This window comes from Streptomyces sp. NPDC048185, assembly GCF_043202495.1.
Lineage (GTDB): Bacteria > Actinomycetota > Actinomycetes > Streptomycetales > Streptomycetaceae > Streptomyces.
The window spans coordinates 47,107-66,779 of sequence record NZ_JBIDAN010000003.1 but is presented as its reverse complement, the minus strand read 5'-3'; the positions used below and the strand labels follow the sequence as shown (position 1 = coordinate 66,779).

Here is a 19,673-nt window from a genome sequence, read left to right as displayed (position 1 = left end):
TGCCGTACGACACAAAGGTTCTCATCGTCATGCCTGACACAACTGGTGCCAGCTACGCAGCCGCGGGCGTCGACATCGAGGCGGGCGACCGCGCCGTCGAGCTCATGAAGGAATGGGTCAAGAAGACGCAGCGCCCCGAGGTCCTCGGCGGCCTCGGCGGCTTCGCCGGTCTCTTCGACGCCTCCGCCCTCAAGAACTACGACCGTCCCCTGCTGGCCTCGGCCACGGACGGTGTCGGCACCAAGGTCGACATCGCCCGGCAGCTGGGCGTCTACGACACCATCGGCCACGACCTGGTCGCCATGGTCATGGACGACATCGTGGTGTGCGGTGCCGAGCCGCTGTTCATGACCGACTACATCTGCGTCGGCAAGGTCCACCCCGAGCGCGTCGCCGCCATCGTCAAGGGCATCGCCGAGGGCTGTGTGCTGGCCGGCTGCGCCCTGGTGGGCGGTGAGACGGCCGAACACCCCGGTCTGCTCGGTGCGGACGACTTCGACGTCGCCGGCGCCGGTACGGGCGTCGTGGAGGCCGACCGGCTGCTCGGCCCGGACCGCATCCGCAAGGGTGACGCGGTCGTCGCCATGGCCGCCTCCGGCCTTCACTCGAACGGGTACTCACTCGTCCGCCACGTGCTGCTGAACGAGGCCGGTCTGGCCCTGGACGCACCCGTGGACGACCTCGGCCGCACCCTCGGCGAGGAGCTGCTCGAGCCGACGAAGATCTACTCGCTGGACTGCCTGGCCCTGATGCGCACCACCGAGGTGCACGCCTTCAGCCACGTCACCGGCGGCGGCCTCGCGGCCAACCTGGCCCGCGTGATCCCCGACGGCCTGCACGCGACCGTCGACCGCTCCACCTGGACGCCGGCCCCCGTCTTCGACCTCGTGGGGCGGACGGGTCAGGTCGAGCGCCTGGAGCTGGAGAAGACCCTGAACATGGGCGTCGGCATGATCGCCGTGGTGCCCCAGGAATCCGCCGACGTGGCCCTGGCGACCCTCGCCGACCGCGGCGTCGACGCCTGGGTGGCCGGCGAGATCACCGACCGCGGCGACCACGCGACGGGCGCCACCATGACCGGCGACTACGCCCGCTGAGCCGAGCCCGGCGCGGCGGCGCGGGGTAGCACAGAACCCGGTCGGTGACGGAAGCCACCGACCGGGTGAGTGTTCAGTGCAGGGTCAAGCGCCGCGACGATGCTGCGGGGACTGGCCGTCCTCGTCCTCGTCGTCCTCGTAGAGGTCGGCGTACTTTGCGTACAGCTCGTCGTCCTGCTCATCGTCCTCGAACCGCTCGCCGTTAGGCGGTTGCGGACTCGACGTCGATGCGCCCAGCTCCTCGGCCAGGCGGGAGAGATCAGTCCCACCGCTGTTGTACTTCAGCTGGCGGGCGACCTTCGTCTGCTTGGCCTTGGCCCGGCCGCGCCCCATGGCTCGACCCCCTCAACGACGGGGCTCGACGGCCCCAGAGTCTTGACACGCGTTCATGGTCCGGAACGGGCTCTCCGTGGAGAGACCGGTCCGTAGGGCTTCCACGGTACCTGAGCCCACGCCCATACGGTACGTCGCCCGCAGGACGTGGCTACGCCCAGGACCTTCGAGGCGCCCTGTCCTCGCTGGTCAAAGGCGATTTTAACCACCTTTCGACGGTCGACCCGCCGGGAGAAGTGAGAGTTCTCTCCAACTGCCCGCCGGCGGGTACCGCTCAAACCTTCGAAGACCGCCCCCGGATCACCCTCCGGAGCGCCGCTCCGGTCAGCGTCGCGCGCGTGCCTCCGACATCCGCTGCTCGGCGATCCGGTCGGCCGCCGCGGCCGGCGGAATACCGTCCTCCTTCGCACGTGCGAAGATGGCCAGCGTCGTGTCGTAGATCTTCGCGGCCTTGCCCTTGCACCGCTCGAAGTCGAAGCCGTGCAGCTCGTCGGCGACCTGGATGACACCGCCGGCGTTCACCACGTAGTCGGGCGCGTAGAGGATCCCTCGGTCGGCCAGGTCCTTCTCGACGCCCGGGTGGGCGAGCTGGTTGTTGGCCGCGCCGCACACCACCTTCGCGGTCAGCACCGGCACCGTGTCGTCGTTCAGGGCGCCGCCGAGCGCGCAGGGGGCGTAGATGTCCAGGTTCTCGATCCGGATCAGCGCGTCCGTGTCGGCGACGGCGATCACCGACGGGTGCCGCTCGGTGAGGTCCCGCACGACGTCCTTGCGCACGTCCGTGACGACCACGTGCGCGCCCTCGGCGAGCAGGTGCTCGACCAGGTGGTGACCGACCTTGCCGACGCCGGCGATGCCGACCGTGCGGTCGCGCAGCGTCGGGTCGCCCCACAGGTGCTGGGCGGCGGCCCGCATGCCCTGGTAGACGCCGAAGGAGGTGAGCACGGACGAGTCGCCCGCGCCGCCGTTCTCGGGGGAGCGCCCGGTCGTCCACTGGCACTCGCGCGCCACGACGTCCATGTCGGCCACGTAGGTGCCGACGTCGCAGGCGGTGACGTAGCGGCCGCCGAGCGAGGCGACGAACCGGCCGTAGGCGAGCAGCAGCTCGTCGCTCTTGATCTGCTCCGGGTCGCCGATGATCACGGCCTTGCCGCCGCCGTGGTCGAGACCGGCCATGGCATTCTTGTACGACATTCCGCGCGCGAGGTTCAGCGCGTCGGCGACGGCCTCCGCCTCGCTCGCGTACGGGTAGAAGCGCGTACCGCCGAGCGCGGGGCCCAGGGCGGTGGAGTGGAGGGCGATGACGGCCTTGAGGCCGCTGGCACGGTCCTGGCAGAGCACGACTTGCTCATGACCCCCCTGCTCCGAGTGGAACAGGGTGTGCAGTACATCAGCAGGTGCGCCGGTTACGTCGGTCACTGTGGTGACTCCTGTGTAGGTGCGGCGGGTGGAGACGGTCCCCGTGCGGGTGGCGGGGACTGTGGCACGAGATTAGAGCCTGGCGGTGCCCACCCGCCGCACAGTGCCGAGGATCACCTCCGCAAGGAGTACAGGCGTGCGACGATTTGCAGAGATTCCCGCGCGTTTGTGATCGGTTCCGCCAGGTTTTCGAGGCGGTGCGCGGGGGAGGGAGCAGGCGTGCCCAAGGTGTCCTCGGTGATCGTCCCCTACGCGGCCTACCTGCGCGTGTACGAGCCGCTGGCCGCCTTCCCCGAGCCGGAGCGCGGCCACTGGACCCGCTACGCCCGCCGCACCGACCTGCCCTCCTACCAGGACGAGCTGCGCCGCTCCCTGGCCGACCTGCTGCCCACCCCGCCGGTGCCGGTACCGGTGCACGAGAGCGGCGACGCCTTCGTGACCGAGGTCGACGGCGTCGTCTGCGTGTGCCCCTGGCGGACCCGGCTGCGTGGCTGGCAGGCCCTCGGAGAGCTGGCCGAGGACTTTCCCGAGCCCGTCCTGGACGCCCTGCTCCCTCCGGTCGTACGCCGCCAGACCGCCCAGGACTACGAACGCTGGCTGGAGGACAACCCCGACGCCCGCCCCTGGATCCGCACGGCCACCTGGCAGGTGCCGATCAACTGGTTCGTGCTGGTCGCCGACGAGGAGCGGGAGTACGACAAGGGCGGCGACGACGCCGGGGCGGTGGCGCCGGTGCTGCGCTACCGGACGCCGATGGTGCAGGCGCGGCGGAGGGTGGCCCGCGGGCTGCGGGCGCTGAGGGAGGCCGTGGACGAGGGGCCGCTGATCGACGGCCTGGTGGACGTGGGGCGCTGGCTCGAGGAGTTCCACCCGCGGTCCCTGGTGGAGCTGGACTACGGCGGTCTGGTGCACGCCCTGCCGGCCGGGGAGCTGGAGGACGACCACTCGGCGGCGGACGTGGCCGAGGGCATCGAGGCGCTGCGCCGGGGGGACGGCACGGCGGCGGGCGCCGCGTACGGGCGGCTCGTGGAGCGGTGGCGTTCGGTGCGGGACCGGCGGTCGGCGAACTGACGTTTGACGTACCGCCCGATTTGGGGTTTCGTCTCTCGCTCCGACGTATGTTCGGTGTGACCTGATGCGGCGTCACCAGGGGACGGAAGTCCCGATCCGGGCGTATGCGTCAAGCGTGACGGACCGCACGTACGCCACTCTTGCGCCGCTTCCCCCTCCTCATGCCAAAATAGGACAAGGAGTCCGGGGAGGGCTCCATCCGTCCTGCTGTGGTGCACTGTGGGCGGAATCTCAGCATTGCACGCTTTGGGGGGTCTGGTGACTCCTGATCGCCCTGTGACTGATCGTCACAGTGGCGTGACTGTCCGCTATGGCATGGTCCATCGGCATCCGTCGCTGATGAACACCTGGGAGGGCAATTCCATCGGTTTGGCCGACGCGGCTGGACAGATGGTGTAGTTGTAGTGCCGAGGACAAGCCGTTCGTCCTATAACCGACTCGACTCGCGTCCGCCATTTCGGGCAACGCGGGTCAAGGTGCAGAATTTAGAGGAAAGAACCGAGAAGGTTCGGTTCTCCCGAGGAGGCCGCTCATGACCGCTCGCACCCCTGATGCCGAGCCGCTGCTGACCCCGGCTGAGGTCGCCACCATGTTCCGCGTCGACCCGAAGACGGTCACGCGCTGGGCGAAGGCCGGCAAGCTCACGTCGATCCGCACGCTCGGCGGGCATCGCCGCTACCGCGAGGCCGAGGTCCGCGCTCTGCTCGCGGGCATTCCGCAGCAGCGCAGCGAGGCCTGAACAACCGCATAACCGGGCAGAACGGCAGGTCCCCCAACCTGCCGAAGCGCCTGCAACCACAGCTCCAACCGACGCGGGTCCTGCCCCAACAGGCCCCACGCCCAGACCGTTCGACCATGTCGGACGACCGGCCGGGTACGTCGTGGATCGCGCTGGACTCCGCCGGGTCCAGCGCGATTTTTTTGTGCCCGCCGGCGGTCCGCCGGGAGCGGCCTTGTCGGAGTCTGGGGGAGGCTGTCGGGTCGACTGTGAGCGGGCCTGGGGGAAGGTGTGGAAGCGCCCTGCGGGAGAGTGCAATGGCACATATCAAATCGAGGAGTTGTAGGAGGGGCGTAAGTGCCACCGTTTCAAAAACTCATGCGGTGACACCCGTCACACATGCTGGCGCTTGTTGGCTCTGGCATATGTGCGCTAGAGGAGCCGTCGGTTCCATCGGCCCGGCGTGGCACGGGCGTTGGGGCCGGAGGTGCGTCACGTGGTGGTGGCGCCGTCCTCCTCGACGGCGTCTTGACGGCCTGTCGGTGACGATGGCGGCGGGGGCGGTGCCTGGGCCGGCGGGGCGGCGGAGTCCCACGCCAGGCGCAGCAGCCGGTGGCAGATCGGGCAGTGGCTCGTCAGGTGGCGGTACGACGACGCGGCCGACAGGTGCGCGCGGAGCAGCGCCCGCGTCTCGTGCCTGACCGATGCCGCCATACGCCACCTCCAGGGACCGCACGGAGAACGCGCCCTGCCTTTGGAGTACCGAGCGAATGCGACGCCGTCAAGGCCGCGAGAGAGGCGCTGAGCGCTTCCGGGCGCCCGGGAGCCCCAGACCTGCGGACGGCACGCGGAAGGGCGGCTGCGCCGCGGGGGCGACCGCCGCCTCGACGGCGTGGGACGACACGCGGAAGGCCCGCACCGATCGGTGCGGGCCTTCTCTGCTGCGGTCCTGACGGGCTTTGCTGTGCCGACTGCGGCTGCGCCGCGGGCGCGGCCTCCGCGTCGACCGGGTGTCGGTGGGTTGAGGGTGTGGGCCGGTACGCGGAAGGCCCGCACCGGTGGGCGCGGGCCTTCTCTTGTTGCGGTCCTGACGGGATTTGAACCCGCGGCCTCCACCTTGACAGGGTGGCGAGCACTCCAAACTGCTCCACAGGACCAGGTTTTGCGGCGCTTTTGCTGCGTTGCGCTGCGAGAAGAGACTCTACAGGAGGGTGGGCCCAGGGTCGAACTCACCCTCCGTGCAGACCTCGTCACCACATCGTCGTCACGGCGCCAGCGCGTCGATCGCCTTCACGATCCGCTTGTCGGAGATCGGGTACGCCGTCCCCAGCGCGTGGGCGAAGTAGCTGACCCGGAGTTCCTCGATCATCCAGCGGACGTCCAGGACCTGCCGCGGGACCGGCCGCCCCCGGGGCATCTGCTCCAGCAGCCACGCGTACTCGTCCCGCATCTCGTGGACCTTCTCCATGCGGGTCGTGTCCCGCTGGACGTTGGTCGGCATCTGCTGCAGGCGCCGGTCCGCGGCGACCAGATAGCGCATCAGGTCGGGCAGCCGCCCGATGCCGGCCTCCGTCACGAAGCCGGGCTTCACCAGACCGTCCAGCTGCGTCCGCACGTCCTGGAGGTTCGGCAGCAGCGCGGGGCTCCGCACGCCCTTCAGCCGGCGCTCACAGGCCTGCCAGGCGGCCAGCACCTGCTGCACCTGCCCCACCGTGCGGACGGTCGTGTCGACGATCTCCGCGCGGACCTTGTCGTAGAGCTTCCGGTACGACTCCTCGTCCCACGCCGGCCCGCCGAAGTCCGCGATCAGCCGGTCCGCCGCCGCCGTCGCGCAGTCGTCGAACAGGGCCTGGATCGAACCGTGCGGGTTCGCGGACAGGCCCAGCTTCTGCTGGTTGGTCAGCTTCTCGGACGCGAACTTCGCCGGGTTGACCGGGATGTTGCGCAGGATCAGCCGGCGCGTGCCCTTCCACATCGCCTGTGCCTGCTCGGCCTCGGTGTCGAAGAGGCGCACGGACACCGTGTCCCCGTCGTCGACCAGCGCCGGGTAGGCCTTCACCGGCTGACCGGCCCGGCGCGTCTCGAAGACCCGGGACAGCGTGCCGATCGTCCAGTCCGTCAGGCCCGCGCGCTCCAGCGACTCGCCGCCGCTGCGCTCGGCCGTCGCCGCAGCGGCCTGCGACAGCGCCTTGCGGGCCTTAGGCTTCAGCCGGAGCTGCAGGGACTCCAGGTCCTTGTCCTCGGCCAGCTTGCGGCGCCGCTCGTCGACGATCCGGAACGTGATCTTCAAATGGTCGGGGACCTTGCCCCAGTCGAAGTCCTCCGCGTCGAACGGCACTCCCACCATGCGCTTCAGCTCCCGCGCCATGGTCACCGTCAGCGGCTCCTGCAGGGGCACGGCCCGCTCCAGGAAGGCCTGCGCGTAGTTCGGCGCCGGCACGTAGTTGCGGCGGATCGGCTTGGGCAGGGACCGGATCAGCTCCGTGACGACCTGTTCCCTCAGACCCGGGATCTGCCAGTCGAAGCCCTCGTCCGTGACCTGGTTGAGCACCTGGAGCGGAATGTGCACGGTCACGCCGTCCGCGTCCGCCCCCGGCTCGAACTGGTAGGTCACACGGAACTTCAGCGGCCCCTGACGCCAGGAGTCCGGATAGTCGTCCTTGGTGACCGCCCCCGCCTTCTCGTTGATGAGCATCTCGCGCTCGAAGTCGAGGAAGTCGGGCTGCTCGTGCCGCTTGTGCTTCCACCACGAGTCGAAGTGCGCACCGGAGACGACGTGTTCGGGCACCCGCTGGTCGTAGAAGTCGAACAGCGTCTCGTCGTCGACCAGGATGTCCCGGCGCCGCGCACGGTGCTCCAGCTCCTCGACCTCGGTCAGCAGCTTGCGGTTGTCCGCGAAGAACTTGTGGTGCGTGCGCCAGTCGCCCTCCACCAGGGCGTTGCGGATGAACAGCTCACGGCTGACCTCCGGGTCGATCCGGCCGTAGTTCACCTTGCGCTGCGCCACGATCGGCACGCCGTACAGCGTCACCTTCTCGTACGCCATGACCGCCGCCTGGTCCTTCTCCCAGTGCGGCTCGCTGTAGGTGCGCTTGAGGAGGTGCCCGGCGAGCGGCTCCACCCACTCGGGCTCGATCTTCGCGTTGACGCGGGCCCACAGCCGGGAGGTCTCCACCAGCTCCGCGGACATCACGAACCGCGGCGGCTTCTTGAACAGTGCCGAGCCGGGGAAGATCGCGAACTTGGCGTTGCGGGCGCCCAGGTACTCGTTCTTCGCCGTGCTCCTGCCGCCCTCCCCTCCGGTCTCCTTCACGTCCTTCATGCCGACGTGGGAGAGCAGTCCCGCCAGCAGCGAGACGTGGACGCGGTCCTCGGGGGCGTCCTGGTCGTTGAGGTGGATGCCCATCTGCTTGGCGACCGTGCGCAGCTGGGTGTAGATGTCCTGCCACTCGCGGATCCGCAGGAAGTTGAGGTACTCCTGCTTGCACATCCGGCGGAAGGACGACGAGCCGCGCTCCTTCTGCTGCTCGCGCACGTACCGCCAGAGATTGAGGAACGCGAGGAAGTCGCTGGTCTCGTCCTTGAAGCGGGCGTGCTGCTGGTCGGCCTGCGCCTGCTTCTCGGAGGGCCGCTCCCTCGGGTCCTGGATGGACAGGGCCGCCGCTATGACCATGACCTCGCGGACACAGCCGTTCTTGTCGGCCTCCAGCACCATCCGGGCCAGGCGCGGGTCGACGGGCAGCTGCGCCAGCTTGCGGCCGGTGTCGGTCAGCCGCTTGCGTACGTCCTTCTGCGCCGGGTCGAGCGCGCCCAGTTCCTGGAGGAGCTGCACGCCGTCGCGGATGTTGCGGTGGTCCGGCGGGTCGATGAACGGGAACTTCTCGATGTCGCCGAGGCCGGCCGCGGTCATCTGCAGGATGACGGAGGCGAGGTTCGTCCGGAGGATCTCCGCGTCCGTGAACTCCGGGCGCGCGTCGAAGTCGTCCTCGGAGTACAACCGGATGCAGATGCCGTCGGAGGTACGGCCGCAGCGGCCCTTGCGCTGGTTGGCGCTGGCCTGCGAGATCGGCTCGATGGGCAGCCGCTGCACCTTGGTGCGGTGGCTGTAGCGGGAGATGCGGGCGAAGCCGGGGTCGATGACGTACTTGATGCCCGGCACCGTCAGCGAGGTCTCGGCGACGTTCGTGGCCAGGACGATCCTGCGCCCGGTGTGCTGCTGGAACACCCGGTGCTGCTCGGCGTGCGACAGCCGGGCGTAGAGCGGCAGCACTTCCGTGAACCGGTACTTCTTCTTCTCCAGCGCGTCGGCCGTGTCCCGGATCTCCCGCTCGCCGGAGAGGAAGACGAGGATGTCGCCCTTCCCCTCGCCCATCAGCTCCTCGACGGCGTCGGTGATCGCGGTGATCTGGTCCCGGTCGGCGTCGTCGCCGTCCTCCTCGAGGAGCGGGCGGTACCGCACCTCCACCGGGTACGTACGGCCGCTGACCTCGATGATCGGCGCGTCACCGAAGTGCCGGGAGAAGCGCTCGGGGTCGATCGTCGCCGAGGTGATGACGACCTTCAGGTCCGGCCGCTTCGGCAGCAGCTGGGCGAGGTACCCCAGCAGGAAGTCGATGTTGAGGGACCGCTCGTGGGCCTCGTCGATGATGATCGTGTCGTAGGCGCGCAGCTCGCGGTCGGTCTGGATCTCGGCGAGCAGGATGCCGTCCGTCATCAGCTTGATGAACGTGGCGTCCGGATTCACCTGGTCGGTGAACCTGACCTTCCAGCCGACGGCCTCGCCGAGGGGCGTGTCCAGCTCGTCCGCCACCCGCTCGGCGACGGTGCGCGCGGCGATCCGGCGGGGCTGCGTGTGCCCGATCATGCCGCGGACGCCCCGGCCGAGCTCGACACAGATCTTCGGGATCTGCGTGGTCTTTCCGGAGCCGGTCTCACCGGCGACGATGACGACCTGGTGATCACGGATGGCCTCCGCGATCACGTCCTTCTTCTGGCTGACCGGAAGCTGCTCCGGGTAGCTCACGGCGGGCACACGGGCCCGGCGCTCGCCGATGCGCTGTTCGGCCTTGGCCACCTCCGCCTCGATCTCGGCGAGAACGGCGGCACGGGCCTCCGGTTTACGGATCTTCCGCGCGCCCTCGAGCCTCCGGCCGAGCCGATGCGCGTCACGCAGGGACAGCTCGGTCAGACGGGGAGCGAGGGCGCCGAGGGCGGGGGCGGGGTGCGTAGACATACGGGTTCCAGGATCGCATCCCCGCGAAATTCCTGGCGAGCGCTTTTGCCCCGGGGTCGGCGAGGCGCGGAGCGGCGAGACCGGTGGACGGCACACAACAAGGCCCCGATCCGAAGATCGGGGCCTTACTGTGGCTGGGGCCGGGGTCGAACCGGCGACCTATCGCTTTTCAGGCGATCGCTCGTACCAACTGAGCTACCCAGCCGAGAGGTTTCACGTGAAACCTCAGCGGTCCTGACGGGATTTGAACCCGCGGCCTCCACCTTGACAGGGTGGCGAGCACTCCAAACTGCTCCACAGGACCAAGCTTCGTACGACAGTGTCGCACATGTACTGCGTGCCCCCAACGGGATTCGAACCCGTGCTACCGCCTTGAAAGGGCGGCGTCCTAGGCCGCTAGACGATGAGGGCTATCGGCCCGCCTGCGCGCTTCTCAGCGCGTCGGGGACGTGAGAAGCATATGGGATGGCGGGAGGTATCGCCAAAACGGTTTACGGAGTGCGGGCGGCCGGGCTGCTCGGGGTGCCGGTGGCGCCGGTCGGTGACGGACCCGTGCCGGCCGGGGACGGCGTCGCGCCGGGCTGGTTCTCCTTCGGCAGATGGCGGCTGACCTCGGCCGTCGTCAGGCCCAGGCCGCCCAGCTCGATCTCGTCCCAGGCCTGGAGACGCCGGCTGTCCCGGTCGAAGTAGAGGATCGACGCCTGGACCGGGTCGGGGTGCTTGCCCTCGACGGCGCGTAGCCCGCTGCCGCCGGTGGATCCCTCGACGCGGAGCCGGGTGCCGTACTTCATGACCTCCATGTCCTCGTGGTGGACGTGGCCCGCCAGCACGAGCGGGACGGTGCCGTCGACTTCGCGGGCCGCCGACGGCTCGTGGGCGACGGCGACGTCCACGGGGGTGCCGGCCCGGGTCTGGTCGCGCAGGGCGGAGGCCAGGCGGGCGCCGGCCAGTTCCTGGGAGGCCTCGGCGCCGGGCTTCGCGGAGCGGTCCGGGGTGTACTGCGGGTCGCCGATGCCGGCGAAGCGCAGGCCGGCGATCGTGCGGGCCCGGCCGTCGTCCAGGACGTGCACGTTCTCGAGGCCCTTCAGGTAGTCCTGGGTGACGCGGGAGTCGTGGTTGCCGCGGACCCAGACGTAGGGGGCACCGAGGTCCTCGATGGGGTCCAGGAAGCCGTTCTCCGCCGCCGTGCCGTGGTCCATCGTGTCGCCCGAGTCGACGATCACGTTCACCCTGTACTGCTGCACCAGCGAGGCGATGATCTTCCAGCTCGCCGGGTTCAGGTGGATGTCCGACACGTGCAGGACGCGGATCGTCGTCGGGTCCGGCTGGTAGGCGGGGAGCGTGGACGTGACGTCGTAGAGCTTGGTCACGTTCGTCACCAGGCGGGCCAGTTCCTTCTGGTAGACGTCGAACTCGGTGACGATGCTGCGCGCGTTGCCGACCAGGGACGGCGCGGAGGAGAGCAGGCCGGAGAACTTCGGTTCCAGGACCGAATCGGGGTTCCACGTCGCGTACGCGGTGCCGCCGGAGGCGACCAGGAGGGTGAGGGCGAGTCCGCCGGCCGCCAGGGCACGGCGCGGGCGGCGGTAGACGGCGAGGCCGAGGGCGGTGGCGCCGGTGACCACCGCGACACACGAGCGGGCGGCCAGGTCGAGCGTGCCGTGCTCGACGTCCTGCGCGACCTCGTCCTGGAGGCCGGAGAGGCGTTCGGGGTGGTCGACGAGTGCCTGGGCGCGGTCCGGGTCGAGCTGGTCGACGTTGACGTCGAGGCGGACGGGGGCGATGTGGCTGTCGAGCTGGAGGGCGCCCAGCGGCGAGACGTTGATCTTCGTGCCGCCGGTCAGGGAGGGCCGCAGGGTCATCGTCGTGTTCATGGGGCCGACCGGGACGCGCACGTTGCCCACGATCAGCAGGCCGAGCCAGGCCCCGAGCAGGACGACGGCGACCAGGCCGAGGGCGCGGGTCCAGGGGCGGGAGCGGGGGGTGAGCTCCGCCGTCGCGGGCGCCGGGCGGGCGCGGCGGCGGCGGGTGAGGGCGCGCGGGGCGCTGCGGATGCGGTTCATCACCTCGGCCAGGACGTGCAGGACTGCGGCGGGGAGGCGGGCCATTGGTGCCGTATGCCCGTGGCCCGGGGCGGATATGCGAGTGGTGGACGGTGGGTGGTGGCACTGCCGCACTCGATGTGTCGTACCCGACAATGGGTCTGTGCTGGAGATGACGCGCGAGGAGTTCGAGGAACTGGTCGCCGAGGCGCTGGACCGGATCCCGCCCGAGCTGACGCGGCTGATGGACAACGTCGCGGTGTTCGTGGAGGACGAACCGCCGGCGGACGATCCCGAGCTGCTCGGACTGTACGAGGGGACGCCGCTGACCGAGCGCGGGGAGTGGTACGCCGGTGTGCTGCCGGACCGGATCACCGTCTACCGGGGGCCGACGCTGCGGTTCTGCGCGACCCGTGAGGACGTGGTCGCGGAGACCGAGGTGACGGTGGTGCACGAGATCGCGCATCACTTCGGGATCGACGACGCCCGCCTGCACGCCCTCGGGTACGGCTGAGGGGGCCGGGCGGAGCCGGTCCCTCGGCGCGGGGCGCGTGTCGCGCGTGTCCTCTTACGGGTGACGGGAGTTGGGCACGTCGACTCCTGACTCCCGGAGGTGGCCGCCCGTGCGCCCCTTGTACGTACCCGTCCGTCTGGCCGCCACGGTGGTGGCCGTCGCCGCTGCCGCCGGCTGCATGAGCGTCGGCGACGAGTCCGGCGGGGACGCCAGGCCGTCGCACTCGGCCGGGGAGCGAGGTGGCGAGGGGCCGGACGGCGGGCCCGCGGTGTCCGGCGGCGCGGCCGGGTACGGTCCGGCGGCGGCCGGCGAGGGGCGTGGACACGGCAAGGGGAAGAAGGGCGAGGACGGCCGGGGCGAGGGGAAGGACAAGGGCCGGGGCGAGGACGGCGAGGGCGGGGACACGGCCCCCTCGGGCTCGCCCTCCGCGCAGCCGACCGGTTCCGTCCCGCCGAAGGGCGGACCGGCCGAGCCGACGCCCCCGCGGACGGCCGACCCGGAGCCGCCGCGGACGGTGGACCCGGAGCCGACGCCGCCCCCGGAGCCGCCCGCCTCCCCGACCCCGGAGCCGACCCCGGAGCCGTCCTCGTCGGCGCACGAGCCGCCGGGGACGCAGCTGGCGCAGCGGGAACCGGCACCGGAGGCCGGGGTGCCCGTGTAGCCGGGACGACGGGGCGCAGGCCGGGTGACGGTGTCCGAGCGCCGTCCCGGGGCGGGGCGGAGGACCGGCTGAGCTGGGCATGTGCTACCCGGTTTGCCTTCAGGGGTGGTGAGTGCGTATGGTGGTAGATCGTTTGATCCCATTTGCCCGGCGCCACCGCAGAGCGCGCCGTGTGGCGCGTACTCTCCCTTGCCGTGGTGGACCGCATCGAGGCGGTCGTATTGCGAATCGCGATTCACGGAGTTGACGGGCGCGTGCCGACTGAGAGACTCCGGAAGGTTTCGCATTCGCATGTCCATCATCAGTACTGATCACGTCGTCGTGCCCGAGAACGCCGAGGGCGTGTCCGAGGGCCAGGAGACTCCCGAGGCCGTCGAGGCCTCCGAGTCCGCCGGCGCCCCCGAGATCACCTTCGCCGACCTCGGTCTCCCCGAGGGCATCGTGCGCAAGCTCGCCCAGAACGGCGTGACCACCCCCTTCCCCATCCAGGCCGCGACCATCCCGGACGCGCTGGAGGGCAAGGACATCCTCGGCCGGGGCCGCACCGGTTCCGGCAAGACCCTCTCCTTCGGTCTGCCGACCCTGGCCACGCTGGCCGGCGGCCGCACCGAGAAGCACAAGCCGCGCGCCGTCATCCTGACGCCGACCCGCGAGCTGGCCATGCAGGTCGCCGACGCGCTCCAGCCCTACGGCGACGTCGTGGGCCTGCGCATGAAGGTCGTCTGCGGCGGCACCTCGATGGGCAACCAGATCTACGCCCTGGAGAAGGGCGTCGACATCCTGGTCGCCACGCCCGGCCGCCTGCGCGACATCATCAACCGCGGCGCCTGCTCCCTGGAGAACGTGCAGATCGCCGTTCTCGACGAGGCCGACCAGATGTCCGACCTGGGCTTCATGCCCGAGGTCACCGAGCTGCTCGACCAGGTTCCGCCGGGCGGCCAGCGGATGCTGTTCTCCGCGACCATGGAGAACGAGATCAAGACCCTCGTCGACCGGTACCTGAAGGACCCGGTCAGCCACGAGGTCGACGCGGCGCAGGGCGCGGTGACGACCATGTCGCACCACATCCTGGTTGTGAAGCCCAAGGACAAGGCCCCGGTCACCGCGGCCATCGCCTCCCGCAAGGGCCGCACCATCATCTTCGTGCGCACCCAGCTGGGTGCCGACCGCGTCGCCGAGCAGCTGCGCGACGCCGGTGCCAAAGCGGACGCGCTACACGGCGGCATGACCCAGGGCGCGCGCACCCGCACGCTGGCGGACTTCAAGGACGGTTACGTCAACGTCCTGGTCGCCACCGACGTTGCCGCGCGCGGCATCCACGTCGACGGCATCGACCTGGTGCTGAACGTGGACCCGGCCGGCGACCACAAGGACTACCTGCACCGCGCCGGCCGCACGGCCCGCGCCGGCCGCACCGGCACGGTCGTCTCCCTGTCCCTGCCGCACCAGCGCCGCCAGATCTTCCGCCTGATGGAGGACGCGGGCGTCGACGCCACGCGCCACATCATCCAGGGCGGCGCGGCCTTCGAGCCGGAGGTCGCCGAGATCACCGGTGCCCGGTCGATGACGGAGGTCCAGGCCGAGTCCGCGGGCAACGCCGCGCAGCAGGCCGAGCGTGAGGTCGCCCAGCTCACCAAGGAGCTGGAGCGGGCTCAGCGGCGGGCCACGGAGCTGCGCGAGGAGGCGGACCGCCTGGTCGCCAGGGTCGCGCGGGAGCGGGGCGAGGACCCGGAGACGGTGCTGGCCGAGGTGGCCACCGCCACTGCAGCCGCCGAGGCCGAGGTCTCGCTGCCGGCGCAGTCGGGCCCGCGCGAGGTGGAGAAGACCGAGCGGCCCGGGAGCGGCCGGGACCGTTCCTTCGACCGCCGGGACGACCGCGGCGGCCGTTCCTTCGAGCGTCGCGACGACCGCGGTGACCGTGGCGGCTTCCGCCGCGACGACCGCCGTGACGACCGGGGCGACCGCGGCGACCGCGGTGGCTTCCGGCGTGACGACCGTCGCGACGACCGCGGTGGCCGTTCGTTCGAGCGTCGCGACGACCGCGGTGACCGTGGCGGCTTCCGCCGCGACGACCGCCGTGACGACCGGGGCGACCGCGGTGACCGTGGTGGCTTCCGGCGTGACGACCGGCGCGACGACCGCGGTGGCCGTTCGTTCGAGCGTCGCGACGACCGAGGCGGGTTCCGCCGCGACGACCGTCGCGACGACCGCGGCGGCCGTTCGTTCGAGCGCCGTGACGACCGCGGTGGCTTCCGCCGCGACGACCGCCCCGGCCACCGTGGCAGCGACCGTCCGTTCAACCGCGACCGTCAGGGCGACCGCTCCGGCAGCGACCGACCGTACAACCGCGACCGCCAGGGCGACCGCCCCGGCTTCCGCAGCGGCGGTCACGACCGTCCGTACGGCCGCCGTGACGACCACCGTGGTTCCTCCTTCGGCCGTCGCGACGACAAGCCGCGCTGGAAGCGCAACGGCTGACGCCGGCTGACCGACGCACCGGAAGGGCCCGCACGACTCCTGTCGTGCGGGCCCTTCCGCGTCCTGCCCCCGCCTTTTCCGCTACCCCCACCGTGTGCCGTGTTGCTAGCATCCCCAGGCTTGGCATGTGCAGGGCGGCCGAGGGGGACTCGGAATCGCCGCCACCGCGTGCCGTTTCCCGCATCCCTGGGGAGGGACCCTTGACCCGGCGTGCCCGGATCCTGCTCACTCTGACCTGCCTGGCCGCCCTCGGCACCGGCTCCCTGACCACCGCCGTCCCGGCCGGCGCGGCCGACCCGTCGCCCACGCCGATCCAGACGGACGGCGTACGGGGCATCGACTACGCGGGTGGCTTCCTGACCACCGTGGAGAACACCCCGAGCGGCTACCAGTGGGTGATCGGACGCCGGATATCGGCGGACGGTTCGACCGTGCTGGACAAGACCAGCCGGGGGTACGCCGACGTGTACGCCGGGGGCAGCCACGCCGAACGGGTGCCGTGCGACGCCGGGAGCTGCGTACCGATGCGCTCGTTCGGCAACACGTGGACGGGCTACTTCATGAACGGGGGATCGGGCGGGCAGACCGCGGAGATCCACCTGACCGAGAACTCGCTCAGCGGCAACGAGGAACCGTCGGTCACCGGCGGGCGCTTCGTGGACGCCACCGGCCGCTACTACCTCTACGACGCGGCGTCCACCGGCAAGCAGTACATCGACGCCGTGCACCCCTACCGGTGGGACGACGTGCGCCTGACCCGCCCGAGCAGCGCCGCCTCGGTGTGGGGACCGCACCTGTGGGTGCCCGGCACGGGCAACGGCACGGTACGGGCGTACGACCTGGAGGGGAAGAAGTTCGTCGCGACGGTCTCCACCGGTGCGCCGTGCACCGTCAAGGAGCTCCAGGTCGTGGGCCGTTGGGTCTACTGGAACTGCGGGCCCGCGGGCGCGGCCGGTGTGTACGACCGCACCTCGGGCAGGACGACGGCGGTCCCCTCCGGGCCGGTGCTCGTCGGCGACGGCTTCCTGGTCCGGCACGACCGGACCGCGGGCAGGCTGATGCTGACGGACTTCCACACCGGCACGGCCGCGGCCCCGCGCCCCGTCGCCGACCTCCCGGCCGGCACGACCGCCGACCAGCGGCGGCTGACCTGGTCCGTCGACAAGTTCGGCGGGGACATCGCGTACGTCGGGCCGGACGGGTCGGTGCGGATCGTGCAGAGCGGTGTGCCGGCTCAGCCCCTGACGAGCATCGAGTCCGACGTGGCCGGCGACGTCGTGGACCCCACGGAACGCGTCGGGGTCGGTTCCTGGGGCAGCTACTGGCAGCTGAACAGGCCCGCGTCCTGGACCTTCACCGTCAAGGACGCGTCGGGCCGCACCGAACGCACCCTCAGGGGCAGCGGAGTCGCCGTCGACGTCGACTGGGACCTGAGGACGGACTCGGGCGACTACCCGTACAACGGCCTCAAGACCTGGACGCTGACCGCCACCGCCGACGAGGGCGGCGGCACCTGGTCCACGAGCGGGCGGCTCGGGTACACCGGCGGCCGGCAGGGACACCACGACCTGACCGGGTACAGCTACGGCGAGCTGGTCACGCTCGACTCCTCGGGCGCCCTCACGCTGCACCGAACCGACGGCAAGGGCACCTTCACCGGCCGGACGTCCGGCTCGGGCTGGCCCGCCGGCACCCTTGTGGTGCCCTTCGGCGACATGGACACGGACCGGTGTGCCGAGCTGCTGGCCCGCATGCCCGGCGGTGAGCTGCGCCGCTACCGGGGCAGCTGCGGCGGCTCGTACACACCGTCGGGCAGCCACACCTCGCTCGGCACGGGCTGGGACGCGTACGACGTCCTCACCGCCGTCGGCGACGTCACCGGTGACGGACGCAGCGAGCTGATCGCCCGCAAGTCGTCGACCAAAGACGTGTACCTGTTCGCCGCCGACGGCAAGGGCGGGCTCGCGCCGGGGGTGAGGATCGCCTCCGGCTGGACCGGCTACACGCACGTCGTCGGCGCCGGCGACCTGACGGGGGACGGCTTCGGCGACCTGCTGGCCCGCGACGGCGCCGGGACGCTGTGGCGGTACGACGGCCGGGGAGACGGCACGTTCACCTCCCGCGTGCAGGTCTTCACCAAGTGGGCCGTCGGTTACGACGCCGTCGTGGGCGTCGGGGACATCACCGGGGACGGCAGGCCCGACCTGGTCGAGCGGGACACCGCGGGCAATCTGTTCCGCAACGACGGCGACGGCAGGGGATCCTTCGGCGCCCGCGTGCGGATCGGGACCGGCTGGCAGGGCTACAAAGGTTTGTTCTAGCCACCCCGACCCCTGTGTGACGCATGTCACGCCCCCGGTATGGGAATTGCTGGGGGCATGACAGATGACGCCAAGGCGAGTGGGCTGTCGGACGAGGAACGGCTGGCCCAGCTCGGCTACACCCAGGTCCTGGCCCGCCGCATGTCGGCGTTCTCCAACTACGCGGTCTCCTTCACCATCATCTCGGTCCTCTCGGGCTGCCTGACCCTCTATCTGTTCGGCATGAACACGGGCGGCCCCGCCGTGATCACCTGGGGCTGGGTCGCCGTCGGCCTGATGACGCTCTTCGTCGGCCTGGCGATGGCCGAGATCTGCTCGGCGTACCCGACGTCGGCGGGCCTGTACTTCTGGGCGCACCGCCTCGCGCCGCCCCGGACGGCGGCGGCCTGGGCCTGGTTCACGGGCTGGTTCAACGTGCTGGGCCAGGTCGCGGTGACCGCCGGCATCGACTTCGGCGCGGCGTCCTTCCTCGGCGCCTATCTGAACCTCCAGTTCGACTTCGAGGTCACGCCGGGCCGCACGATCCTCCTCTTCGCCGCGATCCTGGTCCTCCACGGCCTGCTGAACACCTTCGGCGTCCGCATCGTCGGCCTGCTGAACAGCGTCAGCGTCTGGTGGCACGTCCTCGGCGTGGCGGTCATCGTCGGCGCCCTGGCCTTCGCCCCCGACCACCACCGGCCGGCGTCCTTCGTCTTCGGCGAGTTCGTCAACAACACGGGCTGGGGCAGTGGCGTCTACGTCGTCCTGATCGGCCTGCTGATGGCCCAGTACACCTTCACCGGGTACGACGCCTCCGCCCACATGACGGAGGAGACCCGCGACGCCTCCACCGCCGGCCCGAAGGGCATCGTCCGCTCCATCTGGACGTCCTGGATCGCCGGCTTCGTCCTCCTGCTCGGCTTCACCTTCGCCATCCAGTCCTACGAGGGCGCCCTCGCCTCCCCGACCGGCGCCCCGCCCGCCCAGATCCTGCTCGACGCGCTCGGCGCGACCGCGGGCAAGCTGCTGCTGCTCGTCGTCATCGGGGCGCAGTTGTTCTGCGGAATGGCGTCGGTGACGGCCAACAGCCGCATGATCTACGCCTTCTCCCGCGACGGCGCGCTTCCCTGGTCCCACGTCTGGCACACCGTCAGCCCGCGCACCCGTACTCCGGTCGCCGCGGTGTGGCTGGCCGCGCTGGGCGCCCTGGCCCTCGGACTGCCGTACCTCATCAACGTGACGGCGTACGCGGCGGTGACGTCGATCGCCGTCATCGGCCTCTACATCGCGTACGTGGTGCCGACCTTCCTGCGCCTGCGCAAGGGCGACGCCTTCGAGCGCGGCCCGTGGCACCTGGGCCGCTGGTCGCGGGCGGTGGGGGTGGTCGCGGTGACGTGGGTCGGCGTCATCACGGTGCTGTTCATGCTGCCGCAGGTGTCCCCGGTCACCTGGGAGACCTTCAACTACGCGCCGATCGCCGTCCTGGCCGTCCTCGGTTTCGCGGCGACCTGGTGGCTGGCCTCGGCCCGGCACTGGTTCCTCGACCCCGACCACGAACGCACCCGCGCACGGGCGGCGGCCCGCGCGAACACGCCCGAGCCGGTGGACCCGTAGCGGCCTCCTCCCGGCGCCCGCCGACGCGGCCGAGTCGCCGATACCCGATCGGCGTCCCGGTCGCGTCGGGCTATGCTCGGTGTGGCAACATCACGCAACACGCCACGGGCCCTTAGCTCAATTGGCAGAGCAGTGGACTTTTAATCCATTGGTTGTGGGTTCGAGTCCCACAGGGCCTACGGGTGCGGGGGAG

13 protein-coding genes and 5 tRNA genes are annotated in these 19,673 nt (G+C 70.8%); 9 read left to right on the top strand and 9 right to left on the bottom strand.

Features of this window, described 5'->3' with window-relative positions; genetic code table 11:
• Positions 1 to 29: 29 nt before the first annotated feature.
• The gene (gene purM / locus ACGF3H_RS10840; RefSeq protein WP_362485930.1) at positions 30 to 1,097 is read left to right on the top strand and encodes a phosphoribosylformylglycinamidine cyclo-ligase; all 1,068 of its coding nucleotides are present in this window, start codon (positions 30 to 32) and stop codon (positions 1,095 to 1,097) included.
• Between the two features lie 84 nt (positions 1,098 to 1,181).
• Here purM and ACGF3H_RS10835 read toward each other — a convergent pair whose 3' ends face one another.
• Both ACGF3H_RS10835 and ACGF3H_RS10830 read right to left on the bottom strand, forming a co-directional pair.
• Complete coding sequence (locus ACGF3H_RS10835) at positions 1,182 to 1,430, bottom strand: DUF3073 domain-containing protein (protein ID WP_161165701.1); 249 nt, start codon at positions 1,428 to 1,430, stop codon at positions 1,182 to 1,184.
• A 324-nt stretch (positions 1,431 to 1,754) separates the two neighbouring features.
• Positions 1,755 to 2,849 carry a Glu/Leu/Phe/Val dehydrogenase dimerization domain-containing protein gene (locus ACGF3H_RS10830; protein WP_362485928.1) on the bottom strand — a complete coding sequence of 365 codons (1,095 nt, stop codon included), beginning with the start codon at positions 2,847 to 2,849 and terminating at the stop codon, positions 1,755 to 1,757.
• 219 nt (positions 2,850 to 3,068) lie between these two features.
• Between ACGF3H_RS10830 and ACGF3H_RS10825 the strand changes: the two genes are divergently transcribed.
• Positions 3,069 to 3,920 (top strand): hypothetical protein, encoded by an 852-nt coding sequence (locus tag ACGF3H_RS10825; RefSeq protein WP_362485926.1) that lies wholly within the window; start codon positions 3,069 to 3,071, stop codon positions 3,918 to 3,920.
• 532 nt (positions 3,921 to 4,452) lie between these two features.
• Positions 4,453 to 4,659, top strand: a complete 207-nt coding sequence (gene bldC / locus ACGF3H_RS10820) for a developmental transcriptional regulator BldC (protein ID WP_003949541.1) — start codon at positions 4,453 to 4,455, stop codon at positions 4,657 to 4,659.
• Positions 4,660 to 5,130: 471 nt separating this feature from the next.
• Here the strand turns inward: bldC and ACGF3H_RS10815 are convergent, their stop codons facing one another.
• From ACGF3H_RS10815 to ACGF3H_RS10785, 7 genes are all read right to left on the bottom strand, one after another.
• The gene (locus tag ACGF3H_RS10815; RefSeq protein ID WP_362485924.1) at positions 5,131 to 5,352 is read right to left on the bottom strand and encodes a DUF6274 family protein; all 222 of its coding nucleotides are present in this window, start codon (positions 5,350 to 5,352) and stop codon (positions 5,131 to 5,133) included.
• 368 nt (positions 5,353 to 5,720) lie between these two features.
• Positions 5,721 to 5,795: transfer RNA gene (locus ACGF3H_RS10810), tRNA-Asp, on the bottom strand.
• A gap of 107 nt (positions 5,796 to 5,902) precedes the next feature.
• The gene (gene hrpA, locus ACGF3H_RS10805; RefSeq protein WP_362485923.1) at positions 5,903 to 9,871 is read right to left on the bottom strand and encodes an ATP-dependent RNA helicase HrpA; all 3,969 of its coding nucleotides are present in this window, start codon (positions 9,869 to 9,871) and stop codon (positions 5,903 to 5,905) included.
• Between the two features lie 131 nt (positions 9,872 to 10,002).
• A tRNA-Phe gene (locus tag ACGF3H_RS10800) sits at positions 10,003 to 10,076 on the bottom strand.
• Positions 10,077 to 10,100: 24 nt separating this feature from the next.
• Positions 10,101 to 10,175: transfer RNA gene (locus ACGF3H_RS10795), tRNA-Asp, on the bottom strand.
• Between the two features lie 34 nt (positions 10,176 to 10,209).
• Positions 10,210 to 10,282, bottom strand: a tRNA-Glu gene (locus ACGF3H_RS10790).
• 80 nt (positions 10,283 to 10,362) lie between these two features.
• Positions 10,363 to 11,979 (bottom strand): metallophosphoesterase, encoded by a 1,617-nt coding sequence (locus ACGF3H_RS10785; RefSeq protein WP_362485921.1) that lies wholly within the window; start codon positions 11,977 to 11,979, stop codon positions 10,363 to 10,365.
• A 97-nt stretch (positions 11,980 to 12,076) separates the two neighbouring features.
• Between ACGF3H_RS10785 and ACGF3H_RS10780 the strand changes: the two genes are divergently transcribed.
• The 6 genes from ACGF3H_RS10780 to ACGF3H_RS10755 all read left to right on the top strand — a co-directional run bounded on the left by ACGF3H_RS10780 (position 12,077) and on the right by ACGF3H_RS10755 (position 19,659).
• The gene (locus ACGF3H_RS10780; protein ID WP_362485919.1) at positions 12,077 to 12,427 is read left to right on the top strand and encodes a metallopeptidase family protein; all 351 of its coding nucleotides are present in this window, start codon (positions 12,077 to 12,079) and stop codon (positions 12,425 to 12,427) included.
• A gap of 109 nt (positions 12,428 to 12,536) precedes the next feature.
• Positions 12,537 to 13,088, top strand: a complete 552-nt coding sequence (locus ACGF3H_RS10775) for a hypothetical protein (protein WP_362485917.1) — start codon at positions 12,537 to 12,539, stop codon at positions 13,086 to 13,088.
• A gap of 291 nt (positions 13,089 to 13,379) precedes the next feature.
• Positions 13,380 to 15,566, top strand: a complete 2,187-nt coding sequence (locus tag ACGF3H_RS10770; protein ID WP_362485915.1) for a DEAD/DEAH box helicase — start codon at positions 13,380 to 13,382, stop codon at positions 15,564 to 15,566.
• Positions 15,567 to 15,766: 200 nt separating this feature from the next.
• A complete protein-coding gene (locus ACGF3H_RS10765; protein ID WP_362485913.1) occupies positions 15,767 to 17,887 on the top strand; it encodes a VCBS repeat-containing protein in 2,121 nt (706 codons plus the stop codon).
• Positions 17,888 to 17,944: 57 nt separating this feature from the next.
• Complete coding sequence (locus ACGF3H_RS10760; protein ID WP_362485911.1) at positions 17,945 to 19,480, top strand: amino acid permease; 1,536 nt, start codon at positions 17,945 to 17,947, stop codon at positions 19,478 to 19,480.
• 106 nt (positions 19,481 to 19,586) lie between these two features.
• Positions 19,587 to 19,659 (top strand) — tRNA-Lys (locus ACGF3H_RS10755).
• Positions 19,660 to 19,673: the final 14 nt, after the last annotated feature.